This is a genomic window from Mycoplana ramosa (genome assembly GCF_041930185.1).
In the GTDB taxonomy this organism is placed as follows: domain Bacteria; phylum Pseudomonadota; class Alphaproteobacteria; order Rhizobiales; family Rhizobiaceae; genus Mycoplana; species Mycoplana ramosa.
In genome coordinates this window covers 265,519-280,346 of the sequence record NZ_JBHEEW010000006.1, presented here as the reverse complement: position 1 = coordinate 280,346, position 14,828 = coordinate 265,519, and the positions used below count along the sequence as shown (strand labels likewise).

Below are 14,828 nucleotides of genomic sequence, written 5' to 3'. Positions count from 1 at the left end.
AAAGAACGTGACCGACAAGTGGCGCCGCGGCGGCCACAGAACCGCCAGGGCGGCGGACGGGGTAACAGCCGCCCCCGCCCCCGCCGCCGCCAGTTGATCCTAACGCCGGTCTCATAGAAATCGAGAAGGTAAAGGCGCAATTGAAGGCAGAGTCAGACGCGGCAGATCGCCAGTTTGAAGCGATGAAGCTTGCCGCCGAAATGGACTTCAAGCGCGATCAGATGGCGCAAGAATTCGAACTGAAGCGCGCCGAAATCGAAGCCAAATATGCCGCACAGGTTCAAGTCGAACGGCTGAAGATGGAACAGCAGATGCAGCGCGATCTTGCGGGCACGCTTCTTCCGCCCGTCCCGGCTGCACCTATTGCCCCGCCCGTTCCTGCACCGTCTCCGGTAGCTGGTCCGCAAATGCCGCCTGAAGCTATGGGGAACTATCAGCAATGAGAACGCAAGACCTCGCACAAGCGGCGAAGAACCTGAAAGAGAACGACGATTTCAAGCTGATCATGGAGTCCATTGAAGGCGACATTTTCCGCGCATTCAAGAACACCAAAATTGGTGCAAACGAAGAGCTTCAGAATGTTCACGCACTCGCTCATGGCTTTAAGCTGCTGAACAACAGCATTGATAAATATATCGAACTGGCAATTTTCGAAGCCGCAAAGGATGAAAATTACTAAATAGAACAATCACGTTTTAGGAACGAAAAAATAAATGGAAGACCTTGGCAATAATCCCGAAATGGGAACTGCTACCGAACTGGACATCAATGAAGCGGCTAATCTGATTAGCCAATTGGACGTGCCTGAAGACTCGGTAGAGCAATCGGAAGAGCATGTTGAAGCACCGGAAACCGACGTTGACGAACAGTCAGCCGACGTGGACGAGACACCGGAACAGCAGTTTTTCGAAATCAATGGGGAACAGGTATCCCTTGACGATCTTCGGAACGGCTATCTGAGACAGCAGGACTACACGCGAAAGACGCAAGAGATTGCCGAACAGCGTCGTGTTTATCAGGAAAACCAACGTGATGTGAACCAGTTGCGATCCGAAGCACTACAGGGCCTTGAAGCTCTGAAAATGCAGGTCGCAGCCGAATTTCGCGCCATGGAACAACCTGATTTCGATTTCCTCGCGGAAAACGATCCGGCTGAATTTATCCGACAAAGGCAGCTTTGGGAAAAGCGTGAAAACGCTGTTCGCCAGATGTACGAAGCGGAAATGCACATTCGTCAGAAGCAAGCGGAATATGAAGCTGAACAGCATCGTATCGCACTTCAGGAGTCGCAAGCCCGTTTTGTCGAGAAGTACCCGGAAATGAAGGATGCCGCTAAGGCAAACGCCGTTTTCGAAGACATCACGCAAATTCTGTTGGATGCAAACTTCACCAAGGAAGAGATTCAAGGCGTAAGCGATTTTCGCATTATTGACATCCTGTACCGCCTCAACAGTGCGCTAAAGGCACAGAAAGTGGTTCCGGAAGCTATCAAGAAAGTCGAAGAGAAGCCGCGAATTTCCGTCAAAGGTAATTCAACAAAAACCCGAGACTACGCGCAAGCGGGTTTCGACAAGCTCAACAAATCAGGCAACGTCAATGACGCTGCCGCGCTAATTAAAGCTCTAAAGTTCTAAAAGGAGAAGGCACAAATGCCCGTACTTACTACTGCGACGGCTACCAACGTAAAGGAAGACCTGTCCAACATCATTTCTATGATTTCCCCGGAGGAAACCCCGTTCGTTTCGTCCATCGGCAAGACCAAGGCAACCGCCACGAAGCATGAATGGCTTCAGGACTCGCTTGCCGCTGCCAACAAGGACAACGCTGTTGCCGAAGGCGCTGATGCCGGTGACGCTGCCCTTGCCACTACCGTTCGTCTGTCCAATCAGGCACAGATTTTCAGTAAGGTTGGTGTAGTCTCGGGCACCCTTCAGGCTGTCTCGACGGCTGGCACGTCCGACGAACTCGCTCGCCAGATCGCCAAGGCTGGCAAGGAAATCAAGCGCGACATCGAAGCCGCTATGGTTTCTGCCAACCCTTCGGTTGCTGTTGGCACCCGGAAGCTTGGTGGCGCTGAAGCTTGGATCAAGACCAACGCACAGCATGGCGCAAACGGTGCAACCGCTGGCTACTCTGCCGGTGCTGTTGGCGCTGTTACGGCTGGCACTGGTCGCGCCCTGACCGAAACCATGTTCATTTCCGCCCTTCAGGGCATTTGGAATGAAGGCGGCGATCCGAAGATCGTGATTGCACCCGGCACGCTGAAGTCGAAGATTTCGAGCTTCGTCGGTGCTGGCACCAAGCAGCAGATGGCTAAAGACAAGACTGTCTATCAGGCTGTTGACACATTTGTATCGGACTTTGGTACGGTTTCCGTGCTCCCGCATAGGTTCATGTCCACGACCACGGTCATTTGCTTCGATCCGGACTTGTGGAACCAAGCTGTTGTCCGCTCGATCAGCAAGGAAAAGCTTGCCAAGACCGGTGACAGCGACAAGTTCCAGCTTATCACGGAAGTCACCCTTGAGTGCCTGAACGAAGCTGGCAACGCCAAGATTGCTGACCTGAACGGCTAATAATCCATAAATTCAGGGTTCAACTAAGGGCGCTCTTCGGGGCGCTCTTTTATTGTCCATAGCCCTCAATCCCCCGCCCAATCCGCCAAGTTGTCCCCGCCGCTAAATACTTCGAATTGAAGCAATTTGCGGAAACGATAGTGGATAAATTTACGATTGGCGACTTGGTTCCGTCCGGTTCGCTGCTTTGGGAAGACACTCCCACACATACCGTTTGGCTGACCCGCGACGGCGACAAACTGCACATTACCACGGTGCAGAAGGTTCAGGCGATCATTGACGCCAACGCACAAGAAGCAGCCGAATTTAATCAAACCGGTAGTCATGGAAACTTGGTGAAGGTCGCCAGCATCCCGACCAGCCTTTATTTCGCATGGCAGCGGGAAGGTATCACCGAAGACCCGAACGCAATGAAGAAGCGCCTGAACAACGGCGATCTTGCGAAATTCCGCACGAACAATTGGAGGCTCTAACAGGGTTTAGAATATTGGGGCTATTCAATGAGTCGAAACATACAATTATCTACTTCCATATGATCCGGAAAGCGAAGCGTATCGCCCGTCGAAAGGGCGACGGCATATATTATGAACAACATCACATTATTCCGAAATCTTTGGGTGGCGATAATCGAAAATCTAATCTTGTGCTGTTGACGCTGAAAGAGCATTTCCACGCACATTCGCTGCTGCGTGAAATGGTTGTATCCGGAAATCACAAGCACAAAATGGCATGCGCACTAAGTCGCATGACACACGGTAGCTCAAAGCACAAAAGATCGGGAGTACTTCGTTTCGATTTGATCGCAAGGCAGAAAATGGCGCAAGCTACTTCCGGTGAGAACAATCCTATGTTCGGCAGACGACACACCATCGAAGCCCGTCGCGGTTTCTCCATTTCGAAAATCGGCGCAAAGCATCCGCTTTTCTCTGGATATTATTACACGCCTTGGGGGAAGTTTGAGTCTTCGCATCAAGCAGCCATCGCTTCTAATGGGCTTATGAAACAACCTGCGGTGCATCGATATTGCAGCAATGCGGACAAAGTAATCACTAAAAGCGCTTTCGCGCAGAACCACTATCTTCGACAGTTTCATGATGAAAGTGTCGTCGGCAAGACATGGCGTTCGGTCAACTTCCACTTTGAAAGCGTCCAATCATCGCAGCCGCTAAATAGCTGAACTAAAGCTATTTAACGGAAGAATTCGAATTGACCTACGACGAGCTTCTTGAAACTATCGAAAGCTACACGATCCGCGATGATGCCCCGATTACCAGCTTCATTCGCCGTGCCGAAACGTACCTTCGAACCATCACCAAACACTATCTTGCCGAAAAAACGGTGCTCCTAAACGTCACCAATGGCAAGGCTGAACTGCCGTCCGATTTCCGGGAAATCCGCACGATCACCGGCACCCGAACTTATAAGCCGATTGCCCCTTCACATGCACAGATCGAGTCCGATGAAGTCGGATATTACCGCGAAGGCAATACGCTTGTGTTCGTCGGCGAAGTCGATTCACAGGTGGGCTTTCTCTATCACGCCGCTTTCCCGGACCTGACCGAAGACCAAAGCAATTGGTTGTTCGAACGCTTCCCGAATGTGTACGTGTCGGCGATCCTGAAAGAATTCCACCGTTGGCAGACGAACCCGGAAGGCGTGTCCATTGAAGACGCTGCCTTGAAGGAAGCGCTCGCCATCGTGGCGGAAGATGACCGACGCGGACGCCAAACCGGGACGATCTATTTCGGTGCGTCCACATGGCAATAATCGACACCCCGTTCACCAGCTTCACGCCTGATCTACCAGCACTGAACAATCCCGGGCTTGTCCGCGCTCATAACGCCACGGCTGGACGCGGATCGATGCAAGGCGGCATCACTTTGTTCCCGCTGAAGTCGGCTTCCCTCTATTCGAATACGTCGATGGCGTCACAGCCTATCGGTTCGGCTGTTGGTCAGGACCGTTTCGGCAATGCGGCTTTGGCGGTAGGCGGTATTGGCACATATGCGTTGCTATACAGTTCAGCCGCTTCGAATAGGGCTGCTGGTTCTACACTTGCCGGATCATCTTTGAAATACGCCACAGCCGGGGGATATACAGTCAGCTCTAGTTCTCCCGGCGGGACGTGGCGCTGTATGGGATATAGCCCGAGTGCCGACACGACCGCAGACGAAAACAGCACTACAGTTTGGATGAGGATATCCTAATGCATATTTTTAGAAATGCACGATATAGCAATGCCTCGAATACAATGATTGACGTAGAGTATGAACATCCGAAATATGGATGGATTCCTTTCACCGCAACACCCGACGATTTTGAAAGTCTTGGTAGGGAAATTTATGCCGCCGCGAAAGCTGGTCCGGTGGCACCCTACATCCCACCTACCCCGGAACAAATCCGGGAACGCATGCCGCCGATTACAGCCCGTCAACTTCGTTTGACGCTGGTAAGGAACGGTCATTCGCTGGCGAGTGTCGATGCAGCTATTGCCGCATTGCCGGAAGGTCCGGTCAAAGATGAAGCCGCAATTGAATGGGAATATGGAACGACGTTTGCACGTCTCAGCCCGACGCTTATCACCATCGCCGAAGCCCTCAACATCAGCCCAGGGGCGTGAGTGGCAGCATTTCAACAACCTTTCGAACAACCGACATCCGAATATTCTTCTTCAGGATGCCTACAATGAGTTCGGCGAAAGCGCGCTTGTGTTTGAGATTTTGGAACTGGCTTCAATTGACGAATTGCACGATTTGGAAAATCGCTATCTCGATGAATGCGACAACCTTTACAACATCTCGAAGAAAGCGAATGGCGGTTCATACACACTGGATGAACATCCGTACGGAGAAGAAATTCGCCGGAAAACGAGTGGGGAAAACAATCACTGGCATGGAAAAAAGCACACCCCGGAAGCGCGCAAAAAGATGCAGGCGCAGGCATCTGGTGAAAACGGTTGGATGTTTTCGGGCTACTATCTCACACCATGGGGGCGGTTTGCATCAACGCTTGAAGCAGACAAAGCGAGCAATGGTTTGATGTCACACGAGACAATCCGGAACGTGTGCAAGAACCCGGATCGTGAGATTACAACGATGTCTTACGCCGCTTCAAAATATGTGCGGCAGAACTACGATAAGAGCATTATCGGCAAGAGATATTCCGACATCGGTTTCGGCTTCGAAGCCGCGACATCTCCTAAATATAAGCACGATCAAACCTTTAGGAGAATAAAACCGAAATGACCAATATCAGTGTTGCGGCAATCGTGCCGAAGAATGCAATCCCCTTCATCACCGCCCCGGAATATTCCGCTTGGCGAACCGAAGACGGTTCCGAAGCGTGGATTGATATGAGGGAACCGGAAACGGCTGTATCGGATGCCATTTTTGTTTCTGTCCTTGAAGCCATCCGGCTAGCTGGTGGCAAGCCGAAGAAGGTCACGGTCGCGAATAGCAGCCATCTCGGTTCGTTCGGCAAGCCGGTAAAGAATGAAGGTCATGCTATCGTTGACGTGTATGTGTCGGAGTTCGCCACGGTCGATGTGATTTCATTGGCTCACACACTCACCCCGTTCACCAGTGATGAACGTCGCTATGAACAGGACGGCATGACCTACGTCTTTCGCGACCAATATCAAGTTGACGAGAACGGCAACCGCCACGGACGGATTCAGGTTCAGTACGCAACCAAGCACGAAGACGGCAATACGGTATGGAAGCCGTGCCGCGAAGGCGTGAACTTCTCCGAAGTCGAGCCGTTCGAAGCCGTTGCCTGATCGGCGATGATTGAATTCGTCATCCTGAAGCTAGATCAACCGGAAGCGACCGTTCTCGAATTCGTTCGTGTGAACGTCTCGCTTGACCTGACCAAGGCAACCTATGCCTCTTGGGCACGACAGTTTTCGCTTGCTGAAATCGAAAAGCTATCTGGCAACGCCTTCAGGATGAAAGACCCGACGACCGGGCAAGGCTACACCATCGCTGTCATGCACATGACGGACAAGGTCAAGAATGCCCCGGAAGCAGCACAGCGCCACATCCGGGATTGGCTTAATCACCCGTTGCGCGTGGTGATCCGAAAGGAAATTGAACGAAGCTCCGGTTAGTTCCGGGGCTTTCGTCGTTTGTGGGCACCGACCACCATTTGCACAATTGTAAGGATGGCGGCGAGAAAGCTGGTCCAATCCCGAATTTGATCGAGCATGTTCTACCTCTTTAAGGGGTTAAAACACACACACATCAGGTTCATTGAACCTACCGACCTTCGCAGTGTTCGCGGGATTTAGCAACAGGACTAGACACCATTTCCATGCCCCGGGGCAGCTACATAAACTGCTACATCAGGGGTCTTGACAGGCTCTTCGGAAACGCTGATATTCCAGCAATGTCTAGCAATATCAACAACTTATCGAATCCCACCTCTTCCGCCACTTGCCCTTGCGAAAGCGTTCTCCCGATCCGGCTGTGGCCGGATTTTTCCGTTGTTTTCGAGGGTTATGCGGGTGGGGCTGTTAACCGGCCCACGTCCCGAAGGGCGCACAAGCGTTCTCTCCGGGCCGATATTCTCCGCACCTGTTAACCGCCGCGCTTCCGGTGAACAGCTTTAAGTCATTGCTTTAAAGTGATCTTTCGAAGTCCGTGATGCACGCGATTTGGAGAATCCATCTGGATGGCGAATGGAACAGAGATCGAACGCCGCCTGTTGCGCCGCGGTTCGGCTGCAGCTGGGACCAATCTCACCCCGGCCGCTGTTCGTGCTTTGTGCTGAGTCAGCCGCGTGTTACCGTTGTGAAAAAGTGTGAGGCGAGCAGTTGGCCCAGAAGTCAGACATCGAATGGACGGACGCGACGTGGAACCCGGTGACGGGCTGCACCAAGGTCGGTCCCGGTTGTGACAACTGCTACGCCGAGCGGTTCGCAGAGCGCTGGCGTGGAATCTCTGGACACCCCTACGAGCAGGGCTTTGACCTGACACTCTGGCCGTCGAGGCTGAAGCAGCCCGTGCTCTGGAAAAAGCCGCGGATGATCTTCGTGAACTCGATGAGCGACCTCTTTCACAAGGACATCGACCGTACATTCATCGACGCGGTGTTCGACGCAATGGAGCAGGCGGACTGGCACGTCTACCAGGTGCTGACCAAGCGCAGCTCGCTCATGCGCAACTACGTTCGGAAGCGGTATCATGGAGGGCCGGTCCCTCGTCACATCTGGCTCGGCGTTTCTGTCGAGGACGCCGCGCACGCGAGCCGGATCGAGCACCTGAAGCAGATCAATTCCGACGCACGCTTCATCTCGTTCGAGCCGCTGCTCGGACCGGTCGGGAATGTCGATCTGCATGGCGTCGCTTGGGCCATCGTCGGGGGGGAAAGCGGGCCTCGGGCTCGGCCCATGGACGAAAGCTGGGTCCGCCAGATCCGGGACATGTGCGGACGTGACGACGTCGCGTTCTTCTTCAAGCAGTGGGGCGGCGCAAGACCGAAATCCGGCGGGCGCCTTCTCGACGGCGAAGAGTGGAATGGCTTTCCCTGGCAGATCGTTCCCGAACCCATCATTCGCGCCCTGCAGCCCGAGGATGCCTGATGCCGCCCAGGATAGAAAACTATCACGGGCGCGAGCAGTCCTTCATCAAGCATCTGTTTCTCAACAAGTATCTCGAGTCCGCAGCCTACAAGCTTTTCCAAGGCAGATCGCCGGTCTTCAACTTCGTGGACGCCTTCGCAGGCCCTTGGCGGGTATCTGACACCAACAGGTATTCCGACGCTTCGTTTTCTCAGGCCATCGAAACACTGGAAACGGTTCGCAGATCTTTGCTCGATATGGGACGTCCCGGCCTCAAGGTCCGTTTTCGGTTCTGCGAACGGAACCCTGTATCCGTCGCGAAATTGCGGGAGTTCGCAGCCGAAAAGCCGGAGTTCGACATTCAGGTGTTCTCAGGCCAGTTCGAAGACAACCTCGACGGCATACGCGCTGCCTGCCGGGACGGCTTCACCTTCACATTCATCGATCCCACCGGCTGGAACGTTGAATCCGCCAAGGTTTTTGAGTTCCTGCGGAGCCTGAACGGCGAATTCCTGTTCAACTTCATGGCTGAAGAGGTGAACAGGCACGCTGGCTGGGATGGAGTTGCGGCATCCGTCGGTCGTTTCCTGGCAGATCCTGCTTGGAAGGATGCCTTCGAGGCGATGCCGGAGGGCTCGAACGAGACCAAGATCCTGCAGCTCCTGAAGGCCAAGATGAAGGAGGCCCGGGTCGCCACCTACCTGACCGATATGGCTATCCGAAAGCCGCGTGAGGATCGGATCAAGATGCGGTTGATACTCGGCACTCATAGCGGGATCGGCGTAGAGGTTTTCCGGACAGTTCAGGAAAAGGTGGAGAAGGAAGCGGTCCGCACGCGCCACGCCATCCAGACCGAGGAAAGCAGGCAGTCGCAGCTGTTTCCAGAGGACCAGATCATCGCGTTCGAGACCGATCGCGACGGGGTCGGATGCTCTGCTCATGTCGGTTGGGCGACCGAACTCCTGTTGCAGACGGTGTCACAGAGACCGGGGATCGCGTTCGGGCCACTTGCCAGTGAGGTGATGGAGCTAGTGCCGGTGCGGACCACACATCTCAACAAGATCGCGACGACTAACCGAAAGGCCGGCTTGCTGCGTTTCGACCTCCCAAATGGCAAACGGACGCCGAGCCCAGATACAAGACTCTGGACCGGAACGGCGTCGGACAAATAGGCCGGCTGATTTTCACGCCGCCTGATGCTGCCTCCCAAATGTCTCGTGCAGCATGGCCGGGATCAGGGCCTCCACATCCTGCGCGGTGTTGGCGCGGATGGTGCGGGCTTCGTGCGCCTTCGTCTGAAGGCGGTCGAACCACTTCTGGGTCTCCACCGGCGGCGTCGGCACGAGGATCGTCGGAAGCTTCTTGGATGACAGGGTCTTGTTGCGGGCAATCGTGCCGGGCGAGTGCCCAACGATGCTCGAGAAGCCCTCGTACGTTCTGAAATAGGCCATCAGGAAGCCCGGCGTCGCCAACTTCGGATTGACCTCGCAAGTCAACATGCGGTGGTTTCCGACTGTGCCCTCGTCATGCGCTTCCGCAACGGCGATAGCTCTTTCCCAAGCCATGAGGTTGCTGAATACTAGATCGCCCTCTTTCACCCAGAACAGGCTCTGCCAGCTGAACTCAGAACCAGGCATCGTAGAAACTGCGGACGCCTATCTCCGTGTATTCCCGGGTAGCTTCGATCTCGACCTCTCGGCGCACCAGCGGCGCGACCTCGGCCATGGGGCGCAGGGGGGCGCCATCGATGGCGCGCTGGAAGGCTTTCAGCAGCAGCGCCTGCGTTTCGCGCTCGGCCGCCTCGATGGCGTTGCGGCGTTCGTCCACCAGTGCCGCGACCCTGTCGAGCTTTTCGACGATGCGGCGCTGCTCGTCGAGGGACGGACGCGGGACCATCATTCTCAGGAACTTGTCTTCCTTCATGCGCACTCGATTCGTCGATCCTTCGCTTGCCCGACGGCACAGGTCGATGAACTCGGGGGTGCGCGAGTACCACTCGAAGTAGTGCGGCATTACTCTTGAGGCGTCGATGTCGAAGCAAGGGAAATCGTTGCTGACCAAGGCGCCGTCCAATTCCTCGGGAACGATCCCATAGGCGCCGTGGCGAGCATCGATCCGCGAAAGCAGAAATTGGCCGGCCTTGGCACAGTACTGTCGCGCAGCGGCGATTGCGCTGCCCGGAACTTCACCACGAAGTGTCAAGCCCTTTCCCCAGAGTCGCGCCGTGATCTGCTTGTACTTACCGTCAGGTTCGACTGGTACCCAGCTTTCGGATTTGGTCAGGAAGTCCGAAATGGCAATCGATCCCCACATCACACGCGCTCCGCAAGCACGGCCTTGATCTCGTCCATGATGCCAATGATCCGCTGCTCCTGTGCGATGATCGCGTCCACGATCTCGGCCGGCGCACGGTGATCGACGACCTCACCGGAATGGGGGTTCTTGATGTCCAGGTTGCAGGCGACGACACGATCCTGATCGTCGCGCTGGATCAGGTCAGCGGCCGAGACCTTCCAAGCGCGCTCGTTCGGCTCGCGCTTCTTCCACCAGGCGAGGCAGTCCGCAAACTCCTCATAGGCCATCGGTGCGGTCTTCGAGTACTTCTTGCGGCCCTCAGGCAGCGGCATCTCGTAGTACCAGATGTCTTTCGTCGGTCCGGTCGTGTCGAAGAAGATCAGGTTGGCCGGGATGTCCGTGTAGGGCGCGAACACCCCTTCACGCAGCCGGACCACCGTGTGCAGGTTGAACTTCTCGAGCAGGTCCGCCTTGATCCGCGCCGAGATGCCATCGCCGAACAGCGTGCCGTGCGGAACGACGACCGCGGCCCGACCGCGCCCGGCCCGCTTCAGCCGCCGCATGATCACCTGCAGGAACAGCAACGCCGTTTCGGCCGTGCGCCGGTCCTCGGGGAAGTTGTTGAGGATGCCTGCCTCCTCCTCGCCGCCGAATGGCGGATTGGTCAGGATGACATTGACCCGCTGGTCCTCGCCGATCTCCGCCAGGCGGAAGCGAAGGGCGTTGCCGGGGTCGATGCGCGGGGCATGCAAGCCGTGCAGCAGAAGGTTGAGCTGGGACAGCAGGAACGGCAGCGACTTGGCCTCGCCGCCGAAGAAGCTGTCCTCCTGCAGGATGCGCCGCTTCTCGACCGTATCGGCCTGGCGCTCGAGATGCTGAAAGGCCTCGGTCAGAAATCCCCCGGTGCCGCACGCCGGGTCGAGGATGGTCTCGCCCAGCTTGGGATCGGTCACCTCGACCATGAACCGCACAACCGGACGGGGTGTGTAGAACTCGCCTGAGTCCCCCGCCGCGTCGCGCATCTCTCGCAGCAGCGTCTCGTAGAGGCGGCCGAGGGTATGGACTTCCTCCGACGAGTCGAAATGGATGCCGTCGATCAGGTTGACCACGTCGCGCAGCAGGTAGCCGCTTTCCATCCGGTTGGCGAAGCCCTGAAAGACGGTCGCGATCACGTCGCGCCGCTCTCGCCGCCCGTTGTCGCCGCGCAGACCGCGAAGATAGGCGAACAGCCCTGGGCCGCGGGTGCCGTCCGGACGCTCGGTCATTTCGGAAACTAGAAACGACAGGAGGTCCGGGCCGGTGATGCCATCCGCATCCGCCGCCCAGTCGCGCCAGCGATAAGGAGCCTCGATGATCGGGCGATAGTCTTTGCCCGCAAGTTCTGCGCGTCCCTCTTCGATCCGCTCCATGTCGTCGAGGAACTTCAGGAACATGATCCAGGTGAGCATCGGCAACCGATCGAGGTCGCCGTTCAGCCCCTTGTCCTTCCGCATGATCTTGCGGGCGGACTTGATGATGCTGTCGAGACGCTGGGCAGTGGTCAGTTGCTTCGGCTCAGCCTTCTTACGGGCGGTTCTGGCCAAGGTCGATCTCCTTCAATTCAAGCGGTGTAGAGCAGACGCTGCAGCTCGGTGACGGCGCTGCGCAGCTCCTTGCCCCCGCCGAAGCGGGCGGCGATTTCGATGACGTTGCCCCACTCGTTGAACGGAGGCACTTCCAGGATGTCCGGCAGCTTGAACTGGGCACTGCCATGTTCGGCATACTTTTCAAGCACGGCATCCAAGACCTCGCGGGCATCCGGCCCGAAGCGGTCCAGAAACTCGTCCTGCTCTCTCAGCAGACGGTCAGCGCGCTCGCGCCGGGTTCGCAGCGGCGCGTTATATGCGAGATGGCAAAGGAGATCGAACGGATCGGCCTCCGGCTTTCCGACTGCATCAGCCAGGGAATCGAGGTCGATGCCCTTCTCCTCGAGCCGCTCGACGATCTCCGCCCGGCGTTCGGGGTCAAGCCAGTCCGTGCGCAGTTCCGACGCATTGGGATAGAGCGTGCGAACCTTGTCGCCGGTGTAATCGGTAAGCTGGCGGCAGGCGAGCTGCCGCCCGTCAGAATCGAGTTCGTAGACGAGGTGCCGGACGATCGAGACCTCGCCGCCGTCGACATAGAACTTGCGGGGCCCGTTCTCGCCCTCGTCCCCCAGATCGACGGGTCCATCCGGCATATCGGGCCCTTCTGGAAGATCGTCGGGATCCAGCGCCACTTCTTCGATCTCGCGCTCTTCCACGATGTCGCCGTCTGCATTGATGACCGCTTCGTCCTCGCGGACGGGATCGCCGTCAAAGGCGGGATCGGCGAACATGCGCGTCGCGGTTCCGGTGTAGTCAATGATGTTGAAGGCGAGCTTGCCGTAGTCGGGCCTGAGACGCGTGCCTCGCCCGATGATCTGTTTGAACTCGGGCATGGAGCCCACGACCCGCGCAAGCACGACGTTCTTGCAGGTCGGGGCGTCCACGCCGGTCGTGAGAAGCTGCGACGTGGTGAGGATGACCGGCGTCTGGGTCTCGACATCCTGAAACTTCGCCCTGTGCGCGCTTCCCACATCGCCTTCGTCGGACGTCACGCGGCAAACGTAGTCGGGATAGTCCTTCACGAGATCGGTGTTCAGGGCGGTGAGCGCCTGCCGCATCTCGAGGGCGTGTTCCTGGTCGACGCAGAAGACGATGGTCTTGGCGAAGCGGTCGGTCTCGGCCATGAACCCTGCGAGATGTCTCGCAATGGCCTGCGTTCGTGCCCGCAGCGCCACGACCCGCTCGAAGTCCCGCGTGGAGTATTCGGCGTCGGGGATCTCGCGTCCGTAGCGATCAAGTTCACCCCGCGTCGGCCGCCAGCCGGCAGCATCGTAGTCCGAGATGACGCGATGGACGCGATACGGGGCCAGGAAGCCGTCAGCGATGCCCTGCGCCAGGCTGTACTCATAGAGCGGATCGCCGAAATAGTTGTAGGTATCGACGTTATCCTCTCGCCGCGGCGTCGCTGTCATCCCGATCTGGGTCGCAGGCTCGAACCACTCGAGGATCTCCCGCCAATTGCTGTCGTCCCGGGCGCTGCCCCGATGGCATTCGTCGATGATGATGAGATCGAAGAAATCCCGCGCATACTCTCGGTAGAGGCCGGGGCGGTTCTCGTCACGCGCGATGGACTGGTAGATCGCGAAGTACATGTCGCGGCTCTTGACCGCGACGCCGCCAGCTATCTTGTGACGAGCGTCGCCAAACGGGCTGAAATCCTTTGCCATCGGATCGTCGACGAGGACGTTGCGATCGGCGAGAAACAGGATCTTCGGGTTCCGGTTCACCCCTTTGGAATTCCAGCGTGCTGACCATAGCTTCCAGCAGATCTGGAAGGCGACGGCAGTCTTGCCCGCTCCGGTGCACAGGGTGAGCAGTGCCCGCTTCCTGCCCTGAAGGGCCGCTTGCACCGCGCGGTTCACCGCGATTTCCTGATAGTAGCGAAGGGGTTTGGCTCGGTCTGGAAAGGTGGGCGTCAGCAGCCGTTCGGCCACTTGGTCGTCGACAATGCCCTCGGCGCGGCGGAGCCGGGCCCAAAGGTCATCAGGTGCCGGAAAATCCGAAATCGTTCGCTCGATGCCGGTCGTGTAGTCGAACTCGACAATCTCGATCCCGTTGGTCGAATACGCGAAACGAAGACCAAGGATTTCTGCATATTCCTTGGCTTGTTGTAGTCCCTCCGCGGCGTGCCGGTAGCGGGATTTGGCCTCAACGACGGCGATCGGGAAGTCCGGATTATACCGCAGCAGATAGTCTGAGCGCTTCTGCTTGCCACGGCGAGCTTTGCCGCCAACAAATACAACTCGGCCGTCAGTAAAGGTTCTCTGCTCGTTTATCGCGTGCGGGCGATCATCCCAGCCTGCTTCCTGCAGCTTCGGGACGACGAACTTCCTGCAGGTATCGGCTTCGTTCATGCGCAATCTACTTGGCCCGGTTTCGACATGCCATCGCGCAGCAAACGGCTTGTCAAAGAACTCGGCTCAGATCAACGCGCAATTCTTTGGTTTGGCAGCTCTTTCGCCTGACAACGGCTCGGAGAAGCTACAGCGTGGCCGACTGATGCCGCAAGCCTTATTCCGTCCCTGGCAGCAAGGACTCGCGCTGCCTCGACCATTCATCGGGGATCATCGCGATCGCGAAGACGGCGTGAAGCTAGCGGCCCTGAAGGAATACGCCGGCTTTTCGCAACTGCCTCAGCTGTTTGGCGACGAATGGGCCGACGTGAACGGCCGTTATCTGTACTCGCCTCGCCGTGCGTTTTGGGCCCTTTGCGAGGAACCCATCTCCGTTTGATCTCCCTTTGGGGGGTCTGACCATCTCCGATTCGGGCCG

The 14,828-nt window shown here is 57.0% G+C and carries 18 protein-coding genes; 14 read left to right on the top strand and 4 right to left on the bottom strand.

Translation table 11 applies throughout. The features are described from left to right. The first annotated feature begins 140 nt into the window (after positions 1-140). From JNC62_RS10230 to tcmP, 13 genes are all read left to right on the top strand, one after another. On the top strand, positions 141-443 hold the full coding sequence (locus JNC62_RS10230; RefSeq protein ID WP_374838374.1) for a hypothetical protein: 303 nt from the start codon (positions 141-143) through the stop codon (positions 441-443). Then, the gene (locus JNC62_RS10225) at positions 440-679 is read left to right on the top strand and encodes a hypothetical protein (protein ID WP_374838373.1); all 240 of its coding nucleotides are present in this window, start codon (positions 440-442) and stop codon (positions 677-679) included. The genes JNC62_RS10230 and JNC62_RS10225 overlap by 4 nt, the downstream gene beginning before the upstream one ends. Positions 680-713: 34 nt before the next feature. Beyond that, complete coding sequence (locus JNC62_RS10220) at positions 714-1,634, top strand: hypothetical protein (RefSeq protein ID WP_374838371.1); 921 nt, start codon at positions 714-716, stop codon at positions 1,632-1,634. Positions 1,635-1,649: 15 nt separating this feature from the next. Continuing rightward, a complete protein-coding gene (locus tag JNC62_RS10215; RefSeq protein ID WP_374838369.1) occupies positions 1,650-2,576 on the top strand; it encodes a DUF5309 domain-containing protein in 927 nt (308 codons plus the stop codon). 140 nt (positions 2,577-2,716) lie between these two features. Further along, a complete protein-coding gene (locus JNC62_RS10210) occupies positions 2,717-3,049 on the top strand; it encodes a hypothetical protein (RefSeq protein WP_374838368.1) in 333 nt (110 codons plus the stop codon). Between the two features lie 14 nt (positions 3,050-3,063). Further along, complete coding sequence (locus JNC62_RS10205; protein WP_374838367.1) at positions 3,064-3,753, top strand: NUMOD3 domain-containing DNA-binding protein; 690 nt, start codon at positions 3,064-3,066, stop codon at positions 3,751-3,753. Between the two features lie 29 nt (positions 3,754-3,782). Further along, positions 3,783-4,343 carry a phage adaptor protein gene (locus JNC62_RS10200; RefSeq protein ID WP_374838365.1) on the top strand — a complete coding sequence of 187 codons (561 nt, stop codon included), beginning with the start codon at positions 3,783-3,785 and terminating at the stop codon, positions 4,341-4,343. A gap of 439 nt (positions 4,344-4,782) precedes the next feature. Beyond that, entirely contained in the window at positions 4,783-5,196 is a 414-nt protein-coding gene (locus JNC62_RS10195; RefSeq protein ID WP_374838363.1) for a hypothetical protein, read from the top strand. Then, a complete protein-coding gene (locus JNC62_RS10190; RefSeq protein WP_374838362.1) occupies positions 5,120-5,821 on the top strand; it encodes an NUMOD3 domain-containing DNA-binding protein in 702 nt (233 codons plus the stop codon). The genes JNC62_RS10195 and JNC62_RS10190 overlap by 77 nt, the downstream gene beginning before the upstream one ends. After that, positions 5,818-6,354, top strand: coding sequence for a hypothetical protein (locus tag JNC62_RS10185; protein ID WP_374838360.1), 537 nt, complete (start codon positions 5,818-5,820; stop codon positions 6,352-6,354). Before JNC62_RS10190 ends, JNC62_RS10185 begins: the two co-directional genes overlap by 4 nt. A gap of 6 nt (positions 6,355-6,360) precedes the next feature. Further along, complete coding sequence (locus JNC62_RS10180; RefSeq protein ID WP_374838358.1) at positions 6,361-6,684, top strand: hypothetical protein; 324 nt, start codon at positions 6,361-6,363, stop codon at positions 6,682-6,684. A 705-nt stretch (positions 6,685-7,389) separates the two neighbouring features. Beyond that, positions 7,390-8,157 carry a DUF5131 family protein gene (locus JNC62_RS10175; RefSeq protein WP_101498948.1) on the top strand — a complete coding sequence of 256 codons (768 nt, stop codon included), beginning with the start codon at positions 7,390-7,392 and terminating at the stop codon, positions 8,155-8,157. After that, entirely contained in the window at positions 8,157-9,308 is a 1,152-nt protein-coding gene (gene tcmP / locus JNC62_RS10170; protein WP_374838356.1) for a three-Cys-motif partner protein TcmP, read from the top strand. The genes JNC62_RS10175 and tcmP overlap by 1 nt, the downstream gene beginning before the upstream one ends. 12 nt (positions 9,309-9,320) lie before the next feature. On the opposite strand, the gene JNC62_RS10165 is transcribed toward tcmP, so the two are convergent. The 4 genes from JNC62_RS10165 to hsdR form a co-directional block, all read right to left on the bottom strand. Next, positions 9,321-9,635 (bottom strand): restriction endonuclease subunit S domain-containing protein, encoded by a 315-nt coding sequence (locus JNC62_RS10165; RefSeq protein ID WP_374838354.1) that lies wholly within the window; start codon positions 9,633-9,635, stop codon positions 9,321-9,323. 124 nt (positions 9,636-9,759) lie between these two features. Next, entirely contained in the window at positions 9,760-10,449 is a 690-nt protein-coding gene (locus JNC62_RS10160) for a restriction endonuclease subunit S domain-containing protein (RefSeq protein ID WP_374838353.1), read from the bottom strand. Continuing rightward, the gene (locus tag JNC62_RS10155; RefSeq protein WP_374838352.1) at positions 10,449-12,014 is read right to left on the bottom strand and encodes a class I SAM-dependent DNA methyltransferase; all 1,566 of its coding nucleotides are present in this window, start codon (positions 12,012-12,014) and stop codon (positions 10,449-10,451) included. The genes JNC62_RS10160 and JNC62_RS10155 overlap by 1 nt, the downstream gene beginning before the upstream one ends. 17 nt (positions 12,015-12,031) lie before the next feature. After that, on the bottom strand, positions 12,032-14,410 hold the full coding sequence (hsdR, locus tag JNC62_RS10150) for an EcoAI/FtnUII family type I restriction enzme subunit R (protein WP_374838350.1): 2,379 nt from the start codon (positions 14,408-14,410) through the stop codon (positions 12,032-12,034). Between hsdR and JNC62_RS10145 the strand changes: the two genes are divergently transcribed. Further along, positions 14,409-14,789, top strand: a complete 381-nt coding sequence (locus JNC62_RS10145; protein ID WP_374838348.1) for a hypothetical protein — start codon at positions 14,409-14,411, stop codon at positions 14,787-14,789. The genes hsdR and JNC62_RS10145 overlap by 2 nt on opposite strands. The last annotated feature ends 39 nt before the right edge of the window (positions 14,790-14,828 follow it).

Excerpts from the sequence above, each read along its gene's own strand:
- JNC62_RS10225 (WP_374838373.1), top strand. The coding sequence starts at position 440 with ATGAGAACGCAAGACCTCGCACAAGCGGCGAAGAACCTGAAAGAGAAC.
- JNC62_RS10220 (WP_374838371.1), top strand. The coding sequence starts at position 714 with ATGGAAGACCTTGGCAATAATCCCGAAATGGGAACTGCTACCGAACTG.
- JNC62_RS10215 (WP_374838369.1), top strand. The coding sequence starts at position 1,650 with ATGCCCGTACTTACTACTGCGACGGCTACCAACGTAAAGGAAGACCTG.
- JNC62_RS10195 (WP_374838363.1), top strand. The coding sequence starts at position 4,783 with ATGCATATTTTTAGAAATGCACGATATAGCAATGCCTCGAATACAATG.
- JNC62_RS10190 (WP_374838362.1), top strand. The coding sequence starts at position 5,120 with ATGGAACGACGTTTGCACGTCTCAGCCCGACGCTTATCACCATCGCCG.
- JNC62_RS10185 (WP_374838360.1), top strand. The coding sequence starts at position 5,818 with ATGACCAATATCAGTGTTGCGGCAATCGTGCCGAAGAATGCAATCCCC.
- JNC62_RS10180 (WP_374838358.1), top strand. The coding sequence starts at position 6,361 with ATGATTGAATTCGTCATCCTGAAGCTAGATCAACCGGAAGCGACCGTT.
- tcmP (WP_374838356.1), top strand. The coding sequence starts at position 8,157 with ATGCCGCCCAGGATAGAAAACTATCACGGGCGCGAGCAGTCCTTCATC.
- JNC62_RS10165 (WP_374838354.1), bottom strand. The coding sequence starts at position 9,635 with ATGTTGACTTGCGAGGTCAATCCGAAGTTGGCGACGCCGGGCTTCCTG.
- JNC62_RS10160 (WP_374838353.1), bottom strand. The coding sequence starts at position 10,449 with ATGTGGGGATCGATTGCCATTTCGGACTTCCTGACCAAATCCGAAAGC.
- JNC62_RS10145 (WP_374838348.1), top strand. The coding sequence starts at position 14,409 with ATGCGCAATCTACTTGGCCCGGTTTCGACATGCCATCGCGCAGCAAAC.
- hsdR (WP_374838350.1), bottom strand. The coding sequence starts at position 14,410 with ATGAACGAAGCCGATACCTGCAGGAAGTTCGTCGTCCCGAAGCTGCAG.